Origin of the sequence: Bradyrhizobium sp. Mp19 (genome assembly GCF_029952935.1) — a bacterium.
Lineage (GTDB): Bacteria > Pseudomonadota > Alphaproteobacteria > Rhizobiales > Xanthobacteraceae > Bradyrhizobium > Bradyrhizobium elkanii.
The window spans coordinates 120,314-144,139 of sequence record NZ_JASAUT010000002.1; the positions used below are offsets into that span (position 1 = coordinate 120,314).

At 66.0% G+C, this 23,826-nt stretch carries 19 protein-coding genes; 12 read left to right on the forward strand and 7 right to left on the reverse strand.

Annotation, left to right across the window (positions count from 1 at the left end; all coding sequences use genetic code 11):
* Positions 1-391: 391 nt before the first annotated feature.
* From QJT82_RS03325 to QJT82_RS03335, 3 genes are all read left to right on the forward strand, one after another.
* Positions 392-1,198 carry a helix-turn-helix domain-containing protein gene (locus QJT82_RS03325; RefSeq protein WP_196238260.1) on the forward strand — a complete coding sequence of 269 codons (807 nt, stop codon included), beginning with the start codon at positions 392-394 and terminating at the stop codon, positions 1,196-1,198.
* A 146-nt stretch (positions 1,199-1,344) separates the two neighbouring features.
* Entirely contained in the window at positions 1,345-1,752 is a 408-nt protein-coding gene (locus QJT82_RS03330) for an ester cyclase (protein ID WP_196238259.1), read from the forward strand.
* A 190-nt stretch (positions 1,753-1,942) separates the two neighbouring features.
* Positions 1,943-2,335, forward strand: a complete 393-nt coding sequence (locus QJT82_RS03335; RefSeq protein WP_080687039.1) for a cupin domain-containing protein — start codon at positions 1,943-1,945, stop codon at positions 2,333-2,335.
* 15 nt (positions 2,336-2,350) lie between these two features.
* Here the strand turns inward: QJT82_RS03335 and QJT82_RS03340 are convergent, their stop codons facing one another.
* The gene (locus QJT82_RS03340) at positions 2,351-6,052 is read right to left on the reverse strand and encodes a DUF3971 domain-containing protein (protein ID WP_035634065.1); all 3,702 of its coding nucleotides are present in this window, start codon (positions 6,050-6,052) and stop codon (positions 2,351-2,353) included.
* 228 nt (positions 6,053-6,280) lie between these two features.
* Here QJT82_RS03340 and QJT82_RS03345 point away from each other — a divergent pair, with 228 nt between their 5' ends.
* Complete coding sequence (locus QJT82_RS03345; RefSeq protein WP_196238258.1) at positions 6,281-7,030, forward strand: peroxiredoxin; 750 nt, start codon at positions 6,281-6,283, stop codon at positions 7,028-7,030.
* Between the two features lie 100 nt (positions 7,031-7,130).
* Positions 7,131-8,492: a M23 family metallopeptidase gene (locus tag QJT82_RS03350; protein WP_028344958.1), complete on the forward strand. Its 1,362-nt coding sequence runs from the start codon at positions 7,131-7,133 to the stop codon at positions 8,490-8,492.
* Positions 8,493-8,562: 70 nt separating this feature from the next.
* On the opposite strand, the gene QJT82_RS03355 is transcribed toward QJT82_RS03350, so the two are convergent.
* Together QJT82_RS03355 and QJT82_RS03360 are read right to left on the reverse strand one after the other, a co-directional pair.
* Complete coding sequence (locus QJT82_RS03355; protein ID WP_028344957.1) at positions 8,563-9,798, reverse strand: DUF5666 domain-containing protein; 1,236 nt, start codon at positions 9,796-9,798, stop codon at positions 8,563-8,565.
* A complete protein-coding gene (locus QJT82_RS03360) occupies positions 9,795-10,670 on the reverse strand; it encodes a DUF6502 family protein (protein ID WP_028344956.1) in 876 nt (291 codons plus the stop codon). Before QJT82_RS03360 ends, QJT82_RS03355 begins: the two co-directional genes overlap by 4 nt.
* Positions 10,671-10,832: 162 nt before the next feature.
* On the opposite strand from QJT82_RS03360, the gene QJT82_RS03365 reads away from it, so the two are divergent.
* The 6 genes from QJT82_RS03365 to QJT82_RS03390 all read left to right on the forward strand — a co-directional run bounded on the left by QJT82_RS03365 (position 10,833) and on the right by QJT82_RS03390 (position 17,094).
* Positions 10,833-11,267 (forward strand): hypothetical protein, encoded by a 435-nt coding sequence (locus QJT82_RS03365; protein WP_028344955.1) that lies wholly within the window; start codon positions 10,833-10,835, stop codon positions 11,265-11,267.
* A 201-nt stretch (positions 11,268-11,468) separates the two neighbouring features.
* Positions 11,469-11,675, forward strand: coding sequence for a hypothetical protein (locus tag QJT82_RS03370; RefSeq protein ID WP_028344954.1), 207 nt, complete (start codon positions 11,469-11,471; stop codon positions 11,673-11,675).
* 17 nt (positions 11,676-11,692) lie between these two features.
* The gene (locus QJT82_RS03375) at positions 11,693-13,633 is read left to right on the forward strand and encodes a glycosyltransferase (protein WP_028344953.1); all 1,941 of its coding nucleotides are present in this window, start codon (positions 11,693-11,695) and stop codon (positions 13,631-13,633) included.
* Between the two features lie 3 nt (positions 13,634-13,636).
* Complete coding sequence (locus QJT82_RS03380; RefSeq protein ID WP_028344952.1) at positions 13,637-14,377, forward strand: ABC transporter ATP-binding protein; 741 nt, start codon at positions 13,637-13,639, stop codon at positions 14,375-14,377.
* Positions 14,374-15,801 (forward strand): glycosyltransferase family 1 protein, encoded by a 1,428-nt coding sequence (locus QJT82_RS03385; RefSeq protein ID WP_028344951.1) that lies wholly within the window; start codon positions 14,374-14,376, stop codon positions 15,799-15,801. Before QJT82_RS03380 ends, QJT82_RS03385 begins: the two co-directional genes overlap by 4 nt.
* Before the next feature lie 6 nt (positions 15,802-15,807).
* Positions 15,808-17,094: an O-antigen ligase family protein gene (locus QJT82_RS03390; protein ID WP_028344950.1), complete on the forward strand. Its 1,287-nt coding sequence runs from the start codon at positions 15,808-15,810 to the stop codon at positions 17,092-17,094.
* A gap of 197 nt (positions 17,095-17,291) precedes the next feature.
* Here QJT82_RS03390 and QJT82_RS03395 read toward each other — a convergent pair whose 3' ends face one another.
* Positions 17,292-18,527 (reverse strand): ABC transporter substrate-binding protein, encoded by a 1,236-nt coding sequence (locus tag QJT82_RS03395; protein ID WP_028344949.1) that lies wholly within the window; start codon positions 18,525-18,527, stop codon positions 17,292-17,294.
* Between the two features lie 160 nt (positions 18,528-18,687).
* Between QJT82_RS03395 and QJT82_RS03400 the strand changes: the two genes are divergently transcribed.
* Positions 18,688-20,841 carry a carbamoyltransferase C-terminal domain-containing protein gene (locus tag QJT82_RS03400; RefSeq protein ID WP_028344948.1) on the forward strand — a complete coding sequence of 718 codons (2,154 nt, stop codon included), beginning with the start codon at positions 18,688-18,690 and terminating at the stop codon, positions 20,839-20,841.
* Here QJT82_RS03400 and QJT82_RS03405 read toward each other — a convergent pair.
* The 3 genes from QJT82_RS03405 to prfB form a co-directional block, all read right to left on the reverse strand.
* Positions 20,801-21,736, reverse strand: coding sequence for a DMT family transporter (locus tag QJT82_RS03405; RefSeq protein WP_028344947.1), 936 nt, complete (start codon positions 21,734-21,736; stop codon positions 20,801-20,803). The genes QJT82_RS03400 and QJT82_RS03405 overlap by 41 nt on opposite strands.
* A gap of 84 nt (positions 21,737-21,820) precedes the next feature.
* Positions 21,821-22,690: an NAD(P)-dependent oxidoreductase gene (locus QJT82_RS03410; RefSeq protein ID WP_028344946.1), complete on the reverse strand. Its 870-nt coding sequence runs from the start codon at positions 22,688-22,690 to the stop codon at positions 21,821-21,823.
* A gap of 3 nt (positions 22,691-22,693) precedes the next feature.
* Positions 22,694-23,825, reverse strand: a protein-coding gene (prfB, locus tag QJT82_RS03415) for a peptide chain release factor 2 (protein ID WP_155258853.1) whose coding sequence is annotated in 2 segments (ribosomal slippage) — positions 22,694-23,755 and positions 23,757-23,825 — 1,131 coding nt in all. Because the reading frame shifts where the segments join, the coding sequence is not laid out codon by codon here.
* Position 23,826: the final 1 nt, after the last annotated feature.

Consider the following 23,826-nt stretch of genomic DNA (forward strand, 5'->3'; position numbering starts at 1 on the left):
GAGTATCAACGGCAACCTGAGCCGACGCGGGTGCAATGGAGATCGGCGTGGCCATAGCGAAACCGGCGACCGCCAGTGCACCAGCCAGTAACAGCGTTCTCATGAGAGTTCCTCCTGAGTCATTGAATTGCTCTCCAACATCCCAGATAGGCCAAGGTTCCTGCGCGAACTTCATCCGGACAGCGGGCCGCTCAGACTTGGTGGCAGCCTCAGATGAATACGGACAGAAACCCGCCACCGCGCGCATTCCTGAACCAGGCAAATGCAACCGAGAAGTCTGTCGGGGGTCGAGAGCGGACTCGGCGCGGAGCAAATAACCCCGAGGGGCCGGCAAGACAGACATTGTCGCATGTATCGGCTCGATCTAGGCTTCCGCCGCCGAGGGGCCTCCATGGATATCAAGCGGGCATTACCCCACCCCCAACTTCGCGACGTCTTACGCGCGTTCGAGGAGAGGCGCGTGGAGCTGGGTAGCGCGGTCCTGGCCTGGCCCGTCGCCGCACGGCCGCATCAAATCCTGATTGTCCACCTGGCTGATCCATATCGTGTCCGCATCGACGGTGGCCAGGCGAACGCTACGCCCGATACGAGCATTGTCGGTCCGCAAACCTATCGCAGAGCCCACGTTTGTCTATCGGGTTCGATCCACGTTTTCAGCATACTGTTTCAACCGGCCGGCCTGAACCGATTGGCTGGAATCGACATGGCGTCGTTGGTCAACCAGGACCCGGCAGCCTCCGATGTCCTCGGCCAATCCGCCACGGCCGTTGGCGACGCGGTGCGCCTTGCGCCGGACTTCAATCTGCGCGTCGCCGCCGTCGAACGCTGGGTTGAGACAATGCTTGAGAAGCGCGGCCCCGACTGCGCGATTGGCGTCGCGTCACGCCGGATGATCGCCGTACGGGACCGTTCGCGGATCGGGGACCTCGTTGCAAATTCCGGCCTCAGCCCCAGTCAGTTCCAGCGCCGGTTTGCGACGCAGGTTGGAATGACGCCCAAACTGTTTGCCCGAACAATCCGGTTCGACCGGGCGTTGATCGCCCGCCGCGATGCCCCGCACCGGACCTGGACCGACATTGCTCACGAACTCGGCTACTTCGATCAGGCCCATTTCATCCGCGAATGCCGCGTTTTCGCCGGCCTGCCGCCTACCGGCCTCGTCGGCGACTGGGACAACATCTTTTTCCCCGGCGGATGACCGAAATTTACAAGCGTTCACGCGGGCTCCACGGCAACGTCTGCCCTCACCGAAGACCAGGATGACGGCGAGCATGACGCGACGCAAATTCGTGTCGTTGCTGCCAGCATCGCGGTCGGCGGTCCGAGAGAACCGGAGCGATGGGCATGTCGACAAACCTGGAGCACTTCAAGGCCATCATCGAACGTGGCTTTTCTCAGGGCGATCTGACGGTCGCAGACGAAGTTTGCGCCGAGAAGCTGATCGAACATGAGTATCTATCGAAAACCGACCTTCCCGGCCCGCAAATCCTGAAGGCGCAGATCGAAGATGCGAGAGGCAGCATCAAGAACCTGCGGCTCGCGATAGAGGCGATCGTGGAAGCTGGCGATACGGTATGGGCGCGCAGCAAGGCAACAGGCGTCGATCCGCGATCAGGAAAACCAGTCACCATCGACGTTATCGACATCTGTCGATTTGCCGACGGCAAACTGATCGAACACTGGGGCGTGCCCGACCGCTTTGCGCTTCTTCACCAGATTGGAGCGCTGCCACCTCCGCCCAAATTAACCTAGCGCTGGCGCGGGGCTGTGAACCACTGCGGCAACATTATCCCGGCACATGACTGGAGCGACGGACAGCATGGTATCACCGCGAATACTCGGCCCACATGATGGTCATCTCGCCGTTCTCGGCGGCACGAGCGCCAGGTTCATGGTCGAAGGGGACGACGCCGGCAGGTGCTTTGCGCTCGTCGAGCATCCAATGCAGCCGCACGCTTTGGCAGCCCCCATGCACCGGCATCATCGCGAGGACGAGTACAGTTTCGTCCTCGAAGGCAGGATCGGGGCGCTGCTCGGCGAGTCCGTCGTGATCGGCAATCCGGGAGACCTGATCTTCAAGCCGCGCGAGCAGTGGCACACATTTTGGAACGCCGGGGACACGCCGGCCCGCGTACTGGAAATCATATCGCCCGCCGGATTTGAGGCCTATTTCCGTGAGCTCGGAGCGGAGTTGATCAATGGTCCGCCTGATCCGCAGCGCCTGGCGGCGCTCTGCGCGCGCTATGCGCTCGACATGGACATGAGCAGCGTGCCCGGACTGATCCAGCGCTTCGGGGTTCGCTTTCCGGGAGCGCCATCGGCGGCGCCGCGCTGATTTTGCATTGACGCGCTAGTTGTTCGTCGTCGGCAGATCGTTCGGGCCGTACTGCTTGAACTCGAAGATCTTGCGCGTCAGCCCGGGGGCCAGCGCGGAGATCGGATTGACGCGCAATACCGGCGCGCTCGGCGTTCCCACCACTTCATAGGTCACGCCGATCAGGCCTTCATTGCTGCCGGCGCCGAGGAAAATCCCGAAGAACGGGATCTGGCCGAACATGTTGTTCAACCCGTACATCGGAATGAAGGTGCCGTTCATCCGCACCTGGTTGCCGATATAGTCGATGCTGCCTTCGATGGTCGCGCCGATGGTCGGTCCCTTGACCACACCATTGCGGATCGAAAGCTGGCCGCTCTGGCGGGTGAATTCGGCGCGCAGCGCGTCGAACCCGATGCCGTTCTGGGTGCTGACCGGCCCGCCGGCAACGGCGCGATCGAGCTGGGTTTCGCCCTTCACCGAGAAGCCGGTGATATTGATGAGCCCTTCCCTCGGGCTCGGCTCGGGGATCGGCGGCTCCATCGCCAGCGTGAGCTGGCCGCCGACCACCTTCGAATAGGTGTCGATGAAGCGCAGGAACGCGCCGGCGTCGGCGGTCTGCAGATAGATCACCTCGCGGCCCTGCTGGCGTCCGCGCATATCGACCGTGACGGGGGTGTCGCGGCCGACCTTGCCGCTCAGCGTGAACGCCTTGAAGAACCCATTGCGGCGCGAGACCTTGGCGTCGACGCTGCGCAGCGCTTCGCCGTTGAATCCTGCGACCGCGCCGAGTTTCAGATCGACATCGAAATCGGTGGTCCTGGTCTTGCTCTTGGGATCGCTGTCGCGGCCGGAGATCACCGACTTCAGGAAGCCGCGGCCGTCGAACACGTCGCCGCGCATCGTCACCTTGATCACGCCGTCGGGACCGCGATCGGCGCGCAGCGATGTCTTGTCACCTTCCGACGGCGCGTAGGTCGGGAAGTACGCATTCATGAGGTCGCCGTTCTGGTCGACCTCGAGCGCTCCCTTGATCGACACGCCGGCGCCGTCGATCGAGATGTCCTCGAACCTGGTCGATTGCCCCTTCGGCACCACGTTGAAGGTCGCCTTGCCGGCCCTGCCCTGCGCCTTGACCCAGCCCGGAAGAATGTTGTCGAGCTTGAGCTGGGTCAGGTCGGCTTCGACGCCCATCTTGGTGGTGGGGTTGTCGCCGCTGCCGATCTTGCCGCTCAGCTTGATCGGGATCGCGCCCGAGACCGCGGGACCGAGATCGAGCCCGAGGCGCGCGCGGCTCGCATCGTCCAGCGTCGCCTGCAGCTTGACGTCGGCATCGCCCTCAGCCGGCTTGCGGTAGTCGAGCGAGGCCGCCTGCCCGTTGATCTTGACGTCGCCCTTGACCTGGAAGCCGGCATTGCTGGCGATCACCTTCAGCGTGTTGGCTTCGAGCTTCTGGTTCATCACCAGCTTGTCGACGGCAACGCCGGAGATGTCGGCGGTGACCGAGTAGAGCGTATCGGCCTTGGTCAGCTCGCCCTTCACGGGCATGCCGAGATTGATCGTCGCGGTGACGTTGCCCTTGCTGGCGTTGGGATCGATCGGCGGACCGGAGAGATCGCTGAGCCGGTCGGACGCGAGGATTTCGGCGGCGGCCGGCACCGGACAGTCGACCCGGAACTTGACCTTCGACGGCGACGGCTTCGGCGCCATGTCCGGCACCTCGAAGGTGAAGTCCGACAGCGTGATCTTGCGGCCCGCCGGCGTGTCGGCAATGCCCTGGTTGATGGTCACGGTCGCGGTGCGGCCGGTCACCCGGGCCTTCAGATCCGCGTCGTGCACCGCGGGCATCTGATCCACCGGACGCACCGTGACACCCGAGGCGACAATGTTGACCGAGAGGCCGTCATCCGGGATCGGCGGTCCCTTGCGCGACAGGTTGTGCACCGGCGAATTGACGCCGACATCGATACGCTGGAGCGTGCCGCGGTCGATCCGCTCGAGCACCCATTCGCGCACCTCGGGCACGATGATGATCGGCCATATCCGTTTCAGGGCCGAGGCCGACATCGGCGTGCCGGCGAATCCGAGTTGCAGCCGCGGCTCGCCGGAATAGTCGATGCTGCCGGTTCCGGCGACGCCGATCTCGCCATTGGAGATGTCGGCCTGGGTCAGCAGCACGCGCTTCTTGTCGGTGTCGAACCGGAAGCCGATGTTGATGCGATTGAAGATCAACGGCGCTTCGTTTTTGTCGGCGCCGGCCAGCACGATGGTGCCGCCCGACAGGCCGGCCTGCCAGTCGGTGACGTTGTCGTTCGGCGGCTCGAGATGGCCGAGCAGCGTGATGCGGTTGGCGCCCGAGATGATCTTGATCGGCGCCAGCAGCACGCGCCGCCCCGAATCCCATTCCACGCTCATCTCGGCCGAATCGATCGGCATCGGGTAGTCGGGCGTGTCGGTGTCGATGATGTTGCCGGCGCCGACATTGATCTTGCCGCGGAAGTAGGTCGGCAAGCCGTCGCGGCCGAGCTCGCCCTTCATCTCGCCCGACAGCGGCAGGTCGGCGGTGTAGGTCAGATCCTTGGTTCGGAGCGCGAGCAGGATGTTCCTGGTGGAAACCTTGTCGGCCTTGATGTCGACCGAGCGCACGCCGTTCTGCTGCGGTCCGACCAGCACGCGCACCGACCAGGGTTTTGCGCCCTCCTCGCCGAAGCTAAGCGCAACGCCGCCGCCGCTCGGGCGCCGCAGGCTGAGGCTGATGTTCTCAAAGCTCCATTTGTTGCCGCGCTGCTGATCGTCGACGACGAGATTGCCGTTCTTCAGGCCGATCTCGTTGAGGTTCTGCCCGTCGAGGCCGGTCATGCTGAGGCTGTCGAGCCAGTCGAGACCGGCGAGCAGCCCGCTCTGGGCCGAATCGGGTGGCGCCGAGGGCTCGGCGGCAACCGGCGGCGAGGCAACCGGCGGCGGCGGTGCTGCGGGTGTCGGCCGCGGGAATGTCGGCGGCATCCCCGCCTCCCGCTTGGAGGCAACGCCGGTGGCCAGCGGCTTTGCGGTGTCGCCGGCGGACACCGTGACATTGCCGTCGGGCGTGATGCGCACCGACAGTTCCGCATCGACCAGATTGAGGCTCTCCGCCCGCAACTGACCCATCAGGAGCGCGGTTCCCGACAGGCGCACTTCGGCCTTGGGCGCGCTCGCAACCACCGCATGGTCGCGGTCGCGGACGATGATGTCGCGGATGCGCACCGCGATCCTGACGCGGCCAGCGCGCTCGATCTGCGTTCCACCGACCTCGACCGTGTTGCCGTGGCCGATATTCTCCTCGATCGCCGCGGCAAGCCACGGCGTCGCCATGTCGAGATTGATCGGGCCGGCGCCGAGCCGCCACCACAGCGCGCCGAAGCAGGTCGCGAACATCGCGACCAGCACCACGAGGACCAGTCCGATGCGACGGATCCAGCGCCCGCCGTGCAGCCAGCGCTGCATGCCGGAGCAGAAATCAGTGAAGCGATGCAGGTTGGTGTTGGAACGCGCCAGCAATTGCCGCGCACGGTTGCCCGCCGCCTCATCCTGCTCGTCCCACGCAGCGTCGTCTTCCCATTGCGAGAAGTCAGCCCCGGCGCGCGGATTTGGACCCTGCGGCGACGTGTTCCTTGCCATTGCCTCTCGGTGCTGACGGCGAAGCTGATCGCCGCCATCGGGGCGCCCGTCGATGCGTATCGAGCGCTCCTGTGCCGGCATCGCCGCCTATCCTCGCCTAATCATGTTACTCGCCGATGGCCCCCAGAACGGACCAAACCAACCAATCAAAAGCCAATTCAGCAAGCGGACGGGTCACGCGTCGAATTCCTTGTCACCATACTCCGTGGCCATCAAACTTGCCCAGCGGCCGGAGCGAATCCGGCCGCCGCCAATAAGACCCGCAATACCCCAATGGTTGAGCTTCGGAAAGCGACGAAAGGAAGGCGTATGTCCAAGAAAACGCGCAAGAAATCCTCCAACACAACCGGAAAGCGGGTCGCAACAAAGGTTGCGCGCGCCGCAAGCGCAAGCACTGGGAAGTCCGCGACGAAAACCCGCACAGCGGTTGCGAAGAAGGCGGCGGCCAAGAAAACAACTAAGAAAACAACTAAGAAAACGACCAAGGCAACGAAAGCAAAGACCGCAGCGGGTGTTCGAAGCAAAGCCTCGCACAAGGCGGCATCGAAACCGTTAAAGCGAGAGCCGGCCGCGACAGTGACCAACTCGTCCGTCGTCACACTTGCCGAGGGCGCCACGGCGCCTGGCTTCAACCTGCCGCGCGACGGCGGGGGCAGCGTTTCGCTGAAGGATTTTGCCGGCAGGAAGCTGGTGCTGTTTTTCTACCCCCGCGCCGATACCCCCGGCTGCACCAGGGAGGCGATCGATTTCACCCGGCTCAAAAGCGAGTTCGCAGCCAGCGGGACCGAAGTGGTCGGCATTTCCGCCGACACGGTTAAGGCGCAGGAGTCATTTCGAAACAAACACCAGCTGTCGGTGCCGCTGGTCTCCGATCCGGCCCACCAGATGCTGGAAGCGTACGGCGCCTGGGGCGAAAAATCCATGTATGGCAGGACCTTCATGGGAATTATTCGCACCACGGTTCTGGTCGATTCCAGTGGAAAAGTCGCCCGCGTCTGGCGTCATGTGAAGGTCGACGGCCACGCCGAAGCGGTACTGGAGGCTGCCCGAGCGCTCTGACGGGACGAGTTCCGTTTCCTGAAAATTAACCATGACGGGCTCAAATCGGCCCCGCAAATTAGCCGTACGGAGCTTGGTCCGACCGGCCGCGGGAGTACCGATGTCGAGCCGGTCCGGTCACCACCAGGAACATCACAAACACCATCATCCGCAGGACCATGGCCGGACGCCGGCGCGCCGTCCGGCAGCCCATCACACCGCACCCGCAGCGGTGGCGACCTCCAGCGAGGGCTATACCCTGGTCCATGCCGGCAAGCAGGTCCGGTTCGGGCCGGTGGTGTTCTGGATCATCGTCGGCACCGTGGTGCTGCTCGGCATGTGGTCGGCGGCGACCGCGACCTATTTCGCCTTCCGCGACGACGTGCTGACCCGGCTGATCGCGCGCCAGGCCGAGATGCAATACGCCTATGAGGACCGCATCTCGGAGCTTCGCGCCAAGGTCGACCGCACCACCAGCCGCCAGCTGCTCGACCAGGAGCAGTTCGACCAGAAGCTCGACCAGATCATGAAGCGGCAGTCGACGCTGGAATCGCGCGCGACTGCGCTCGGCGCGATGCCCGACGTCACCAGCACCGGATCGATCAAGCCGCAGGGCCGCGCCGAGGCGGCGCCGTCCTCCGGCACGTTAAAACCCTCGCCGATCAGCGACACCGTGATCTTCGTGGCGCCGCCGGATCGCGAGGCGCGGCTGGAATCGCGCGCGCCGCTGATCGCCAAGACGCAGCCGAACCAGTTCGCCAAAGCTCAGGGCGTCGACAACGTGCTGGTCCGCCTGCAGACCTCGCTTGACCAGGTCGAGCGGCGCCAGGTTGCCGCGCTCGCCTCGGTCGAGGACAGCATCGATTCCAAGGTGCGCCGGATGCGCGGCGTGATCTCCGATCTCGGCCTCAACATGGCACAGCTCGAAGCGGCGACGCCGCGCTCCGGCATGGGCGGGCCCTTTGTCCCTGTGAAACTCTCTGCCGACGCCGGCGCGTTCGAACGCCAGCTCTATCGCATCAACATCAACCGCGCACAGATGCAGCGGCTCAACCAGACGCTGGCGCTGGTGCCTTACCGCAAGCCTGTGGTCGGTGAAGTCGAATTCACCAGCGGCTTCGGCGTGCGTACCGATCCCTTCCTCGGCCGGCCGGCGATGCACACCGGCCTCGACTTCCGGGCCGCGCAAGGCGATCCGGTGCGTGTCACGGCCAACGGCAAGGTGGTGTCGGCGGGCTGGGCCGGCGGCTATGGCCGCATGGTCGAGGTCGATCACGGCAACGGCCTGTCGACCCGTTATGGCCATCTCTCCGAGATCGGCGTCAAGGTCGGCGAATACGTCAAGATCGGCCAGGTGATCGGCGCCGTCGGCTCGACCGGCCGCTCCACCGGTCCGCATCTGCATTACGAGACCCGCATCGACGGCGAAGCGGTCGATCCGCAGAAATTCCTCCGCGCCGGCGTCCGGCTCAGCGCGGGCTAGTTCAATCGCACAACGATCGATCTGAACATCGGCGCAAGCGGTCTCACTCGCGCCGATCGCGTTTGTGGCTTCAGCGGCGTCCGCCGCCGCCCATGCCGCTAGGCGGCCCGCCGCCACCGAATCCACCGCCGGGACCGAGCGGCCCGCCGGGCGGGCCGAAGCCACCGGGACCGGGGCCGGTCGGTCCACCACTCAGCGGATCAGGCGCAGTCCCGCCGCCTGGCGGGCTGCTGCCCGGCATGCCGGACGGCGCCCCACCGGGGCCGCCACCCGGACCGCCGCCACCAGGCGCGCCGCGGCCGCCCGGTCCGCCAAGTCCCGATCCAGATCCCGATCCATGACCCGGCCCGGATCCGCCGCCGGGGCCACGGCCCGGCGTACCCGGGCTCTTCACCGACGAGCCCGGGAACTTGCCGACCGATTGCACCGATTCGACGCGCAGCTCGCGCGGGCCCGACAGCCGCGCGTTGACGACGACGCGCGTGTCGGCCGCCGGCGAGAACCGCGAATGGTCGCGCGCGACAAAGCCGGACCCGAGCTGCAGATCATTGCCGACCCGCCGCACATAGGCCTCGATCAACAGCCGGTTCGCGCCGGCGAGATCGGAGAAATCGTCGGCGCGGCTGCGCGACACCTGCATCACGCCCTGCGCGACGTGTCCTTCGGCTAGCACGCGCTGACCGACCAGCGCCGCATCGACGCCGGCGAGCTTGAGCTCGCCGATCCGCAAGACGCCGGCACGGTCGCGCTCGAGCGGCCCTGCGACGCGCGCGGCAGCGTCATGGCGCTCCTGCACCAGACTTGCGACGACGACGCCGTCGGTGCGGCGCAGCCCGAACACGGCGACATGCGCGCCCACCTTCAGCCAGCTCTCGCGTCCGGTCCAGGCGACCGTCTGGCCGAGCACCGTCAGCCCGCCCGGCCTCACCTGCTCGACCGGCCCGGTCACCTCGCTGGTCACATCGATGCGTTTGGTCGACAGCGTGCCACCGGCGTCGCGCTGCGCCACCACGCGCGCGAGCTGTCCGATCCGCAGCGCCTTGGCGCTCGCCGCTTCGCCGTCGATTCTGACCGGCACGTCGGGTGCATAGGCGACGCGCTCGCCATTGACATAGATCGAGCCGAACCGCTGGATCACGCCGACGATGCCGGTGCCACCGATGCCCTGATCGGAACCGGTGATGCCGGTGCCGCCGATGCCCTGATCGTTGCCGCGCTTCTTGACCTGCGCGCCCGCGAGCGACGTTCCGGCAAGCCAGAAGCCGACAAGCAGCGCGCGGCGCGAGATAACGGGCGGACCGTTCACGACGCACCGCCTTCGTCGGCATCGTCATCGACCGGGCCGTCCGGACCCTCGCGATAGATGTAGATGCCGAAATTCCAGCGATAGTCGCCGCCCTTGTCTTTTGCCAGCGCGCGATTGGCCTCGCGGTTGGCGACCTTGAGCGCCTCCATCGCCAGCTCGCGCGAGCGGCCCTCGAGCCGTTTTGCAAGCTTCGCCGACAGGCCGTCGTAATGCACCGCGCGCTCGAGGAAGCGCGGCGCGGCCGAGGATACGTTGAGCTCGGCGGCCGCGACATGGTCGTGCAGGTTGCGGCCGAGATAGTGCCATTTGCGGTCGTCGTCGCCATGCGGCACGAAGGCCTCCTCGACCAGCATGATCTCGTCGTCGTCGTTGATGGTGACGAGCTTGCGGTCGAGCCATTCGTCCAGCACCGCGCGTGGCCGCACATCCTTGGTGATCGATTCGACCAGCGTCTCGAACGACGGCGCGCCGCCTTCGGCGGTGCGCGGCAGCGGCAGCGGATCGCCCTTGGCATCGGTGAACTCGGGCGCGGCCAGCCAGCGCGCGATGATCGCGCTGGTGCGCGACAGCGTCGCCGGCACCGCATTGACCGGCGCGCCGGCGCCGCGCAGCCGCGCCACCTCCTTGCGGTGAATGCCGGTCAGCAGGCTAACGCGGCTGTCGGTCTGCTCCTTGCCCTCGAGCGCGAAGTCGTGCTCGGCGACGTTGACATAGAGCTCGCGCAGCAGCTGGGTCAGCGCCGGAAACGTCATGCCGCCGCTGATGCAGAGCCGCACCAGCGGGCGCAGCATCCGCGCCAGCGGCGCATGCAACTTCGCTGCGGCGATCGGCGCGGACGATCCCACCTTCGACTTCGGGGCCTTGGCATTCATGCCTAACTTTTAGCCGCCCGCGCCGTGGGACACAATCCCACCTCACTTGACGTGTGATATTTTCCCACTTATGGGAAACAAAATCACCTCCGGACACAGTCCGCGCGCTCGCTAGCGGGTGTCACGGCGCCCGGCACTGCCGCCATCGCCACGGACCGCTCCATGACGTCTGCCCGATTCGACCTTGCGATCGCGGAAGCCTGCCGGATCGCCCAGGTTCCCTTTGAGGAGTTCGTGTCGACGGTGATGGCGGGCGGCTATCCCTGCCTGCCGGGCGTTGCGCCCGGATCGCCGCGCCGCTTCGACGAAACCGACCTGCTCGCGCTCTACATCTACGGCCGCCTGCTCGCCTTCGGTTTCGGCGGTCTGCGCGCCGGCGAATATGCCTGCCGCGCGCATGCCGGCCTCCGCGCCGAGCCTCGCGCGCAATCGATCTCGATTGCGCTGACGTCCGACGGCGGCAAGCGCGTCGTGACCGAGCAGGATCTGCAGCGCCCGGCAGCGGCAATGTTGCCCGAGCGGATTCATTTCGACATCGCCGCGATCAGGCGCCAGCTCCGGCAACCGGCCGACCGCAGCGCCGCCGAGCCGGTCTGACGCTCCGCTAGCAACTCGCGCATTTGCTCGCCCGCCCCGCGCCATCGCGGCGCGATCGCACCGTCATGCGTTCCGATCCTTCCTCCCAGAAAAGTTGTCCACCGCCATATGTGGGACATAATCCCACATTTTAGTCCGACGCCATTGACGTGTGAAATTTTCCCACGTATCCAGAATCCGTTCAGCAGGGAATCCGACGCAATGTCTCTTCGTTCGGCCCGCGAATCCGGTTCGTTTCACGAATCCGATTCGTTTCACGAATCCGGTCGGTTCGCCGCCACCACATTCCGCTTCACGCCGCGGGTCCCCTGCGGCCCGATCGAGCCGGTGTTTCCGGCGCTGCTGCGCTCGCTGGTGTTCGCCGCCGCGCTGGCGCTGCCGTTCATCGTCGCCCTGTTCGTCGCATGATCCGGATCGAGCCGCCCATGATCGTCGTCAACGAGCCGGCCCGGCGTCCGTCGGTGCTCCACATCTTCAAGGTCTACTATCCCGACCTGTTCGGCGGCACGCTGACGGTGATCCGCGATATCTGCGCCGGACTGAAGGACACCTTCAACGCCGCCGTGCTGGTCTGCTCGCGCTCCGGCGGCGAGCGGCAGATCGTGGTCAACGACGTTGCGGTCGAGCGCGTGCACTCGTTCGGCGACGTGCTGTCGCTGCCGGCGGCGCCGACCTATCCGTGGCGGCTGTCGCGCCGCATCGCCGAGCACGATCTGCTGGCGCTGCACGCCCCCTTCCCGCTCGCCGACCTCGTCTTCGCCTTCGGGCTCGGCCGCACGCGCCCGCTGGTCGTGCACTGGCACGCCGACATCGTCTCGCACGCGGCCTTGCGGTTCCTGGTCGAGCCGATGATGCGGCGAACGCTGCGCCGGGCCGCCGCGATCATCGTCTCCGATCCGGTGCTGATCGAAACCACGCCGCTGCTGCAGGAATTTTCCGACAAGTGCCACGCCGTTCCGTTCGGCGTCGATGTCGCCAAATATGACCGGCCGGCCGCACAGGCCGACGACGTCAACGCGCGCGGCCGTCTCGTGCTCGCCTGCGGACGGCTGGTGCCCTACAAGGGTTTTGACGTGCTGGTGCGCGCCGCGCATGCCCGCAATTTCGAGGTCTGGATCGTCGGCGAGGGCCGCGAGCGCGACAACCTCGAGCAGCTGATCCGCGACTATGGCTTGCAGGACCGTGTCCGCCTGCTCGGCTCGGTGTCCGAGAGCGAACGCGTCAAGCTGATGCGCATCGCCGACGTCTTCGTGATGCCGTCGGTGACCAATGCAGAGACCTTCGGGCTGGCGCAGCTCGAGGCGATGGCCGCAAGCCGGCCCGTCGTCAACACCGCGCTCGACACCGGCGTTCCGCATGTCGCCCGCGACGGCCTCGAGGCCATCACGGTGCCGCCCGGCGATCCCACCGCGCTTGCCGACGCCATCGAGACGCTGATCAACGATCCCGAGCGGCGCCGCCGCATGGGGCAGGCCGCGCGCCATCGCGCGATGACGAAATACTCAACCGCAGCCTTCAAGGAGGGAGTCGAGACGGTGTATCGCAAGGTCGTTACCGAGGAGGCCGCCGCAAGGGACGCGGGGTCGTCAGCCCCAGCCCCGCATCCCCGAACGGCAGGGCTCGTCGGCGCGATCCAGATCGCGGCAACACTGGCCTGGTCCGACGTGCGTCATCGCTACGTCCGCTCCCTCCTTGGACCCTTCTGGATGTCGATCCAGATGGCAATCATGGTGGCCGTGCTCGGCTCGGTCATCGGCCATCTCTCCAACGCCAGCGCGGTGGCGCGGCTGCCGATGCTGGCGGCAAGCCTCACCGCCTGGACCTTCCTCAACAGCGTGGTGCTCGACGCCACCACTGCGCTGCAAGGCTCGGCCAGCCTGATCAAGGATCGCGCGCTGCGGCCGGTGATCTTCCTGCTGCAATGTACCTTCCGGCAGGCGCTGTTCGCGGCCCATAACGCGGTCGTGCCGCTGCTTCTGTGGCTCGTGCTGACGCCGCGCGATGTCGGCGGCGCCATCGCCGCCCTTCCCGGCCTCGCTCTGTTCGTGGTCTGCACGCTGGGTCTGAGCCTCGTGCTCGGCGCGCTGGCGACGCGTTACCGCGACATCAAGCCGATCATCGAGTCCTCGCTGACGCTGGCCTTCCTGGCCTCGCCGATCATCTGGACATCCGAAATGATCGATCGCGGCTCGACCGTGATGCGGCTCAATCCGCTGACGCATCTGTTCGCGATCTGGCGCGACCCGCTGGCGACCGGTCATGTCGCAACGGCAAGCGTGATCTACGTGCTGGCCTGCCTCGCCGCGCTCGCGGTCGCCGCGATCGTCACCATCACCCACCTGCGCAAAGCAGCATTCTGGATCTAGGGCATGGCAAGCATCCACCTCCGCGACGTCTGCCTCGATTATCCACTGTACGGCGCCTACGACTTCTCGCTGAAGCGCCGCCTGCTCGGCCGCCTGTTCCGCCAGGCCAGCGAGATGCGCACCATCCGCGCGGTCGACGGCATTTCGATCGAGGCGAAGGCCGGCGCGCGCATCGGCCTCGCCGGTCCGAACGGCTCCGGCAAGTCTACTCTGCTGCGGCTCATTGCCGGCGTATTCCCGGCGAGCAGCGGCCGCGTCGAGATTTCCGGCAACATCGTGCCGCTGCTCGGCCTCGGTGCCGGCGTCAATCTCGATTTCGTCGCCGCCGACAATATCAGCCTGCTGCTGCGGATCTCGGGACGCAAGCCGACGCCGGCGGTCCTGGACGAGATCTGGGCGTTCACGGAACTGGAGGAGCGCATGCGGCGGCTGCCGCTGCGCATGTTCTCGTCGGGCATGCTGATGCGCGTGCTGTTCGCGACCGCGACCGCGTTTCCCGCCGACATCCTGCTGCTCGACGAATGGCTCAGCGTGGTCGACGAGAATTTCTCGGCCAAGGCCGAGCAGCGGCTGCGCAAGATGGTCGATACCGCGGCGATCGTGATCATCGCCTCGCACGACCATGCCCTGCTGCGCCGGACCTGCAACAGCATCATCGATCTCGATCACGGCCGCATCGCCAGCACCGCCCCGCTGGATGCGCCCGTCCCGCATCACCTCGAGCTCAGAGAAATCAGCGCATGACAAAGATCCTGGTCGTCAGCGAGGCGCTTGGCGAGCCCAACCACAAGCGCGGCATCTTCCATTTCACCCGTGAATTGATCCGCTCGCTGGCCGGCGACGGACATGCCCTGACCCTCGTCGTGGAGACCACGCGCCGGTACCGGAAGCTGCGCCGCAGGCAGCAGCGGACGCGCCTGCTGCCCGAGGACTCACGGCTGATCGAGCTGCTCGCGCTCTATCGTTACCTCGATGAAACCGACATGAACTCGCCGATCATGCGCGGCGGCCTGCGCCGCACCGTCGACTGGTTCAAGCACAAGCTCAACGCGGCGACCTCGCTCGAATTCATCATCGCCTTCCTGCGCTCGATTCATCTGCTGCCGACCAGCGTGAAGCTGATCGAGAACCGGACCGAGGGCCTCGAATACATTCCGACCGATTTGCGCCATCTCGAATTGTTCGGCGATTTCCGGCTCGAGCCCGGCTTCTACAGCTATCAGGACACGTCGGCGCTGACCCGGTTGCCGCCGCCGCGGGTCGATGCGCGCGACTACGACGTCATTCTCGTCGACACCCCGACCCGGGTTGCGATCCAGCGCCGCCCGGGCGCAAAGGTGATTTGCGTCGTGCATGACCTATTGCCGATCACCGATCTCAAGCTGGATGACATTGCAACCCGCCTGTTCCTGTCGCGCCTTTTCACCAGCGTGAACCAGGCTGACGAGCTCGCCTTCGTCTCGAACTACAGCATGAACCGCTTCCGCGCCCTGCTCCCGCAATATGCGCACATTCCGGCGCGAGTGGTCTATCCGCGGACCCGTTTCGACGTCGCGGAAGCGCCGCTTGCGCCGGTGCCAACCGCGGTCCCGGCACGGCCGGACTTCGTCGTCATCGTCTCGAACGAGCCCCGCAAGAACCTCGCGGCCGTCATCCGCGCCTTCCGCAAGCTGCCGGAGGCCGATCTCGTCGTGATCGGCTATGCCGGCGGCGCCAACCAGGCGCGCAATTTGCCGAAAAACGTCCGCTTCTCCGGCTATGTCGACGAGCACGAGAAGGCGGCACTGATCGCGGGCGCGCACGGCCTGATCATGCCGAGCCTCGCCGAAGGCTTTGGCGTCCCGATCATCGAGGCATTCGCGGCCAATACTCCCGTGCTGTGCTCCGATATTGCCGTGTTCCGCGAGGTCGCCGGCAAGCTTGCCGACTATTTCGATCCGTTCTCGACCGACTCGATCTGCGCCTCGGTGCGGCGCGTGCTGGCGCAGCAGGAGCAATGGCGCGACCGGATCCGCGAGCGGCGGGCCGAGCTCGCCGAGCGCTTCGGCCACCACACCCAGGCGCGCGACCTGCTGTCGCATCGAGCCGCCCCGGACGTCGCGGCCGCCGCCGCGGCGCTCAGCGCCGCGATGGCGACCTTCAACGGTGCAACCGCGCACGGCGTGTGACCGGTCATGAGCACCGATTTCGACGCCATTGGTCTCGCAACCGAACCGCCAGCACGATGGCGCGATCGCGTCCGCGCCTGGTCCGGCTCGGTCGCCTATCTCCGCGCCACCGATACCCTGATCGCCCTGGCCGCGGCGTCGCTACCCTGGTCGACCACGGCACTCGCCGTCTTCATGCTGCTGTGGCTTGTCGCCGTGATCCCGACCATCGACGGGGAGCAGTTCATGCTCGACCTCGCGCAGCCGGCCTTTGCATTGCCGATCGCGCTGGTCGCACTTGCCGTGATCGGCATGGCATGGTCGGAGACGAGCTGGGCCGAGCGGCTGCAGGGCATCAAGCCGCTCAGCAAGCTGCTGCTGCTGCCGTTCCTGCTCGGCTACTTCCAGCGTTCACAGCGCGGGCTCTGGGTGTTCGCCTCCTTCCTGCTGTCGTGCACGCTGCTGATGATCCTGTCCTGGATCGTGCTGGCGCTGCCGCAGCTCAAGCTTGCGCACACCGCCTCCGGCGGCGTGCCGGTCAAGAACTACCTCGACCAGAGCCAGGAGTTCGCGCTCTGCGCGTTCGCGCTGGCGCTGCCGGCATTGACGGCGCTGCGGGCCCGGCAATGGCGCATCGCAGCCGGCGCCATCGCGCTGATGCTGCTGTTCGTCGCCAACATGCTCTATGTCGTCTCGGCGCGGACCGCGCTGGTCTACATGCCGGTGCTGCTGATCCTGTTCGCCTCGCTGCATCTGTCGCGGCGCGCCACGCGGCTGCTGTTCGCCGGCGTCGCTGTCACCAGCCTCGTGGTCTGGACCACGTCCCCCTACCTTCGCCAACGCATCGCCGACGTCGGCATCGAGTATCGCGCCCACGACACCTCGAGCATCGCCTCGACCGCGCAGCGCCTGACCTATTGGCGGAAGTCGGTGAAGTTCATCGCCGGCGCACCGTGGCTCGGCCACGGCACCGGCGCGATCAGGCACATGTTCACGCAGGATGCCGTCGGGCAAACCGGCCTTGAGGCCGAGGTGATCAACAACCCGCACAACCAGACCCTCAATGTCGGGGTCCAGTGGGGGCTGATCGGCATCCTGCTGCTCTACGCGATGTGGACCAGCCACGTCAGGCTGTTCGCCGGCCGCGATCTCGCGACCTGGATCGGGCTCGCCGTGGTCGTGCAGAACATCACGAGCTCGCTGCTCAATTCGCATCTCGCCGATTTTCACGAAGGCTGGATGTACGTGATCGGCGTCGGCGTCGCCGGCGGAATGGCGCTCCGCGCCCGCCGGCCGGAGAGGATTTTGGCGTAGATTTGTGACTCACGCCGCGCCGCACATTCGGTGTCGTCCCGGGCAAGCGAAGCGCGACCCGGGACCCATAACCACAAATGCCCATTGGCTTGCAAAGCTGGAGCCGCAGCTCATTCAAGCAACAGGCGCCTGTGGTTATGGGTCCCTGCTTTCGCAGGGACGACGGTGGTGTCGCGGCGCGAGCAGCGCCTCCCCGCCTACCGCGACGCCTCGTGCCCGACCTCGCCAGTGATGACGTCGCCGAACAGCTCCCACGCCTCGCCGTTGAAGCGCATCAGCTGCATCTGCTCGATCGGGAAGTAGTCGTCGGGGGAGGTGTTGACCATGACGCCCGGCAGCATCAGGTCGGAGTGGAAGTTCTTCAGGTTGGCGGCCTGCTTCATCACGTTCTCGCGCGTGAGATTGTCGCCGCACTGCCTCAAAACCTGCATCATCGCCTCGGCCTGGACATAGCCATAGAGGTTGTTGGCGTTGGCCTTGTCGCCGTCGGGATAATACTTGTCCATGAAGGCGCGCCAGCTTTGCACCGCCGGATCCTTGTCCCAGGTCGGATCGGTCGGATCCTTCAGATAGGCGGTCGAGATGATGCCCTTGGAGAACTCGAGGCCGGCCGGCTTCAGCACCGAGGCGACCGAGGTCGCGGTGTTGGCGAGGAAGAATTTCGGCTTCCAGCCGAGCTCGCCCACTTTCCGGATCGCCTGCGCCGAGCCCTTCGGCGCCGCCCAGGAGAAGAAGATGTCGGCGCCGGAATCGTGCAGCGCGACGATCTGCGAATCGATCGAGGGATCGGAGACCTCGTACGACTTGTCGGCGATGATCATGCCGACCTTGTCGCCGAGCCCGTCCTTCAGGCCCTTGAACTGATCCTTGCCGGCATCGTCATTCTGCCAGAACACCGCGATCTTGCTATCAGGGAATTTGTCGCGAATGTATTTGGCGTAGATGCGTCCCTCGCTCTGGTAGTTGGGCTGAAAGCCCATCGTCCAGGGGAAGCTCTTGGGGTCGCCGAATTTGGTGCCGCCGGAGGCAACGAACAATTGCGGCACCTTCTTGGCATTCATGTATTTCATGATTGCCGAATTGGACGGCGTGCCGAGCGGCTGGAAGATCAACAGCACCTCGTCGCTCTCGACCAGCTTGCGCGCCTGCTCGATCGCCTTCGGCGGCGAATAGGCGTCGTCGTAGCTGATGAAGTTGATCTTGCGGCCGTTGATGCCGCCCTGCTCGTTGATCATCTTGAAGAATGCGGCCTCGGTCTTGCCGATCACCCCATAGGACGACGCCGGGCCGCTGTATGGCATGATGTTGCCGATCTTGACTTCGCCATCACTCGCGCCGGGATCGTATTTCCTCTGCGCGGTGGCCGAGGTCGCGATCAGCGCGGCACTTGCGAACGCCGCGATTGCGCCAATATATCCGAAACGAGCCGGCATCGTTTTCTCCCGATTTTTGTCGTTGGTTTTGGCGGCAAGTCTCGCAAGAGACGCATGTGCTGGCAAGCGCTGGGTTTTTCCGTTGGGCGAAACGGCATTGTTGCCTGGCGCTATTTATGATTGAAGGTCGATCTGGGGATCACGAGTCGAGGCGTTCTGATTGCGTAAACCGGACATCCGTACCGGTCCGCGGCATCCGCATCTTGCGGCCGCGGGCTATGAGATCACGCGCCGCCTCAGCGAGTCTGCGTTGGCGAAGCGTGGCCTGCACAAGGCCAATGGCGAGTTCGCGCAGCGCACGATCGCGTCGATCCGCGAAAAGCTGCAACGCGGCGAGACCGTCTACATCGCCGGCCTCGCCTGCCCCGGCACGCACAATACCGGCGTCGCGCTGGTCGAGATCACCCAGAAGGACGGACCGCGCCTGATCGTCAACAACGAGGAAGAGCGCTTCTCCGGCAACAAGCACACCAACGAGTTCCCGCAATACGCGCTCGACGACATGCGCAAGGTGTTGCAGCGGATGGGCCGCGACATCGGCGATATCGCCGCCTTCGTCACGACGTGGGACTATCCGGCGCTGCTGGCGATGCTGATCCGCACCTCGCTCGAGGAAGCGCCGGCCAGCCTCAAATTGCTGCGCGCCCCGATCGCACCGGCAATCAATCTGCGCCAGCTGGATCAGGTGCGGCGGCTGTCGCGCCGGCTCGGCAGGATGTACGGGCTCGACAAGCAATTGCCGCTGATCTGCATGCCGCATCACGACAATCACGCCTGGTACTCGTTCACCGCCTCGCCGTTCGCCGATACGCGCGAGCGCGTTGCGATCGCGGTGCTCGACGGCACCGGCGACGTCGGCTCGATCTCGCTCTATGTCGCCGAGAACGGCGAGATGAAGCAGCTCTATTGCAATGAGAGCCTGTTCGACTCGCTCGGTGCCTTCTACACGGTGATCTCATCCAGCCAGGGCGGCTGGACCTGGCTCTCCAGCGAGGGCCGCTACATGGGCGCCGCCGCCTGGGGCGACATGAACCGCGCCACCAATCCGTATTATCAGCGCCTGAAGGCGGTGCTGCAGCTCGGGCCCAATGGCAGCGTGCAGCTCAATCGCGCGATGGCCAATTGGTACGCCGATCCCGCCGACAATCCCTATCATCAGCCGCTGATCGATATTCTCGGCCCGCCGCTGCGGCCGGACCAGCTCTGGAATCCCGACGCCGTGCTGCGCGTCGAGGACATCAATCACCGCCCCGACACCAAGGACCGCGTTGACAAGGCGGCCGCGACGCAACTGGTGTTCGAGGATGCGATGATCCATGTCATCGACCATCTCTTGCGCACCACCGGCACCGACCGCCTGGTGCTGACCGGGGGCGTCGCGCTGAACGCGCTCGGCAACATGCGGCTGCTCGAGCATTTCGACGAGGCGTGGTTTGAGCGGGCGCAGCAGCGCAAGACGCGGCTGCATATGTGGGTGCCGCCGGTGCCCGGCGATCCCGGCGTGCCGATCGGCGCGGCCTGGCTGTTCGCGCATATGGCGGGCGCGCCGCGCGGCGCACCGCTGTCGCACGCATTCTATTGCGGCCTGCCGCCCTCGAACGCCGACATCACGACGGCGCTGCGAGCCGACGACGTTGCCTCGACAGAGATCGGCAATGTGGCGACGTCAGAGGGTCGCGACGCGGTTGCCGACCTGATGGCGTCCATGGTCGCGCAAGGCGGTGTGATCGCGATCTATCAGGGCGCCGCCGAAACCGGCCCGCGCGCGCTCGGCCACCGCTCGATCCTCGCCAATCCCTGCGATCCCGAGGTGCGCGAGCGGCTCAACGAGCGCGTCAAGTATCGCGAGGCGATCCGGCCGCTGGCGCCGATGGCGACGCTAGAGGCCGCGCGCGCCTATTTCGAGCTCGAAGACGGCGCGTCCGACGCCGACTACAACGCCTACAACTACATGGTCCTCACGGCGCATTCGAAGCCGGAGGCGCGGGCGAAGATTCCGGCGGTGGTGCATGCCGACGGCACCGGCCGCATCCAGATCGTGCGCGAGGCCGACGATCCCCTCACCCATGCCTATCTGAAGGCGCTCGGCCGTCATATCGGCGTCGAGATGTCGGTCAACACCTCGTTCAACGTCGCAGGTCCGATCGCGCAGACGCCGGCGCAGGCGATGGACACGCTGCGCCGCTCCAAGGGACTCGATGCCGTGGTGCTGGTGGCCGACGACGGCACCGCCTATGCCGCCTGGCACGGCGGCGAGCGCGACAGCGGACGCTTCAGCGGATGGTATGCGGCGTGGAAGCAGGCGCGCGGCTGAACCAGGCCAGCACGCGGCCGTCGATCAGCAGCAGCGCGCTCGCGATCACCAGCGCGCCGATCACCTCGCGCAGCGCGATCGGCTCGCCGAGCACGAGATATCCGAGCAGCATCGCGGTGACCGGAATCAGCAGCGTCACCAGCATCACATTGGTCGCGCCGGAACGCCGCAGGATCTGAAAGAACACGATATAGGCCAGCGCCGTCGACAACGCCGCGAGCCCGAGCACGGCGAGCCATGTCGTTGCTTGGGGCATCGGCAGCAGCCACGGCCGATCGACGACGGCGGCGATCGGCGCCATCGGCACCGCCGAGGCGATCATCTGGAACGTCGCCGTCCCCAGCGGCGGCACCCGCTGCGGCAGCCGCCGCCCGACCAGCGCCGCGATGCCGTAGCTGAAGGCGCCGGCGAGGCACAGCAGGATGCCGATGCCTTGCCGGCTCTCGAAGCCGAGCGCATCGCCGTGCAGGATCGCAACCCCGATCAGCCCGGCCAGGACGCCCGCCACGCGGCGCGCCTGCAGCCGCTCCTCGCCGGCCGCCGCCATCACGACCACCGCGAACAGCGGCGTCGTCGCGTTGAGGATCGAGGCCAGCCCGCTCGGAATATAGGTCTGCCCGAACACGATCAGCGCGAACGGCAGCACATTGTTGAACAGCCCCATCGCAACGAACGGCGCCCAGCCGGACAGGCCGCGCGGGAATTCGATTCTGGCGGCCCGCAGCAGCGGCAGCAGGATGATCGTGCCGAGCACGACGCGCAGCAGCACCAGGGTCAGCGGCGGCAGTTCGCGCAAGATCACGCCGTTGAAGAAGAACGAGCCGCCCCACAGCACCGACAGCAGGACGAGCAGCCCCCAGTCGCGACGATCGATGCGGTTGTCGGCGGAAGGCATGTCGGGCGCTCACCTGCGGTCGGACAGGTGACTAGCGCAGGCTTGTGAATATTCCCACCCGATTTCCGTGAATGGCGGCCCCGCCTATTTCGGCCGCGACACGATCTCGATCATCTGGCCCTCATCGGCGTCGGGCGCATGGGCCTTCGCCTTGTCATAGGCGGCGAGCGCGGCGCGGCTGACGGGCACACCGGGCAGCAGGGTCTCGGCGAGCCGCACGGCGTAGTCGGCATCCTTGTGGCGCAGCGTCGCGGTGAACGATGCGCCGGAGAAGTTGCGGTCGATCATCCGCTTGCTGTGGCGGATCACCTGCGGGCTTGCCACCGCGCCGGTCGCCAGCGCCTCGGCCACCAATTGCATGTCGAGGCCCGCCTGCTCGGCGATCGCCACGCCCTCGGCGAGGCTTGCGATCTGCACCGCGCCGATCAGGTTGTTGATCAGCTTGAACACGGTGCCGGTGCCGACCGGGCCGAAGTGCCGGATCGTGCTGCCGATCGGCGCGAGATACGGTTGCGCGCGTTCGAGATCGGCCGGATCAGCGCCCACCAGCAGCGTCAGCTTGCCGGCGGCCGCCGCCTCCGGCAGGCCGGTGACCGGACAATCGATGTAGATCAAGCTGCGGCTGTTGAGCTCGCGCGCCATCTCGAGCGTGTGCTGGTACGAGACCGTGGAGCATTCGATCGCGAGCGTACCGGCCTTCATGTTGGCGGCAGCGCCGTCCTTGGTCAGCCAGACCGCGCGTGAGGCCTCGTCGTCGGCGACCATGGTCACGACAGCATCGGCGTCGATCGCGGCATCCTCCGGCGAGGTCGCCCACAGCGCGCCGCGGGCGATCAGGTCCGCGGCCTTGGCCTTGCTGCGGTTCCACACCGCGACCGTGAAGCCGGCATCGAGGTAACGGCCGGCCATGCCGTGGCCCATGCGTCCCAATCCGATGAAAGCAACGCGCGGCATGGGCTAAACCACATCCTCGACGGCGCCGGGCCCGGTGCCGAAGGCACGCTGCGCCAAGGTCGCCGCCATGAATTCATCGAGGTCGCCATCGAGCACCCCCGACGTGTCGGAGGTCTGCACACCGGTGCGCAGGTCCTTCACCATCTGATAGGGCTGCAACACGTAGGAGCGGATCTGGTGACCCCAGCCGATATCGGTCTTGGCGGCCTGATCGGCGGCGGCCTGCTCCTCGCGCTTCTTCAGCTCGATCTCGTAGAGCCGCGCGCGCAGCATGTCCCAGGCCTGCGCCCGGTTCTTGTGCTGGGAGCGGCCGGCCTGGCAGACCACCGCGATGCCGGTCGGGATGTGCGTCAGGCGCACTGCCGACTCGGTCTTGTTGACGTGCTGACCGCCGGCGCCGCCCGATCGCATGGTGTCGGTGCGGACATCGGACTCCTTGATCTCGATCTTGATAGAGTCGTCGATCACGGGGAAGATCTGCACCGACGAGAACGAGGTGTGCCGCCGCGCGTTGGAATCGAACGGCGAGATGCGCACCAGGCGATGCACGCCGGCCTCGGTCTTCAACCAGCCATAGGCATTGTGGCCACTGATCTGGATGGTGGCGGACTTGATGCCGGCCTCTTCGCCCTGGGACTCTTCGAGGAACTCGATCTTGAAGCCGTGCTTCTCCGCCCAGCGCGTGTACATGCGCAGCAGCATCTGCGCCCAGTCCTGGCTCTCGGTGCCGCCGGCGCCGGCATGGACTTCGAGATAGGAATCGAACTTGTCGGCCTCGCCCGACAGCAGCGCCTCCAGCTCGCGCCGGGCGACCTCCTTCTTGAGGTCCTTGAGCGCCTTCTCGGCCTCAGTGACCACGCCCTCATCGTTCTCGGCCTCGCCGAGCTCGATCATGCCGATATTGTCCTCGAGCTCGCGCTCCACCTTGCCGATGCCCGAGAGCGCGTCCTCCAATGAGGTACGCTCCTGCATCAGCCGCTGGGCCTTCTGGGGATCGTTCCAGAGATTGGAGTCTTCTGCGAGCTTGTTCAGCTCGGCGAGGCGTGCCGTCGATTGTTCGACGTCAAAGATGCCTCCTCAGCAGCCCGACTGACTGCTTGATCTCTTCAACAAGGCGTTCGATTTCCGCGCGCATG

What these genes read in the sequence shown, in the direction of transcription:
- QJT82_RS03365 (WP_028344955.1), top strand. Translation starts at nt 10,833, where the DNA reads ATGACGTCTGCCCGATTCGACCTTGCGATCGCGGAAGCCTGCCGGATC.
- QJT82_RS03405 (WP_028344947.1), bottom strand. Translation starts at nt 21,736, where the DNA reads ATGCCTTCCGCCGACAACCGCATCGATCGTCGCGACTGGGGGCTGCTC.
- QJT82_RS03330 (WP_196238259.1), top strand. Translation starts at nt 1,345, where the DNA reads ATGTCGACAAACCTGGAGCACTTCAAGGCCATCATCGAACGTGGCTTT.
- QJT82_RS03350 (WP_028344958.1), top strand. Translation starts at nt 7,131, where the DNA reads ATGTCGAGCCGGTCCGGTCACCACCAGGAACATCACAAACACCATCAT.
- QJT82_RS03390 (WP_028344950.1), top strand. Translation starts at nt 15,808, where the DNA reads ATGAGCACCGATTTCGACGCCATTGGTCTCGCAACCGAACCGCCAGCA.
- QJT82_RS03410 (WP_028344946.1), bottom strand. Translation starts at nt 22,690, where the DNA reads ATGCCGCGCGTTGCTTTCATCGGATTGGGACGCATGGGCCACGGCATG.
- QJT82_RS03360 (WP_028344956.1), bottom strand. Translation starts at nt 10,670, where the DNA reads ATGAATGCCAAGGCCCCGAAGTCGAAGGTGGGATCGTCCGCGCCGATC.
- QJT82_RS03325 (WP_196238260.1), top strand. Translation starts at nt 392, where the DNA reads ATGGATATCAAGCGGGCATTACCCCACCCCCAACTTCGCGACGTCTTA.
- QJT82_RS03380 (WP_028344952.1), top strand. Translation starts at nt 13,637, where the DNA reads ATGGCAAGCATCCACCTCCGCGACGTCTGCCTCGATTATCCACTGTAC.
- QJT82_RS03335 (WP_080687039.1), top strand. Translation starts at nt 1,943, where the DNA reads ATGCAGCCGCACGCTTTGGCAGCCCCCATGCACCGGCATCATCGCGAG.
- QJT82_RS03340 (WP_035634065.1), bottom strand. Translation starts at nt 6,052, where the DNA reads ATGCCGGCACAGGAGCGCTCGATACGCATCGACGGGCGCCCCGATGGC.
- QJT82_RS03375 (WP_028344953.1), top strand. Translation starts at nt 11,693, where the DNA reads ATGATCGTCGTCAACGAGCCGGCCCGGCGTCCGTCGGTGCTCCACATC.
- QJT82_RS03385 (WP_028344951.1), top strand. Translation starts at nt 14,374, where the DNA reads ATGACAAAGATCCTGGTCGTCAGCGAGGCGCTTGGCGAGCCCAACCAC.
- QJT82_RS03395 (WP_028344949.1), bottom strand. Translation starts at nt 18,527, where the DNA reads ATGCCGGCTCGTTTCGGATATATTGGCGCAATCGCGGCGTTCGCAAGT.
- QJT82_RS03370 (WP_028344954.1), top strand. Translation starts at nt 11,469, where the DNA reads ATGTCTCTTCGTTCGGCCCGCGAATCCGGTTCGTTTCACGAATCCGAT.
- QJT82_RS03345 (WP_196238258.1), top strand. Translation starts at nt 6,281, where the DNA reads ATGTCCAAGAAAACGCGCAAGAAATCCTCCAACACAACCGGAAAGCGG.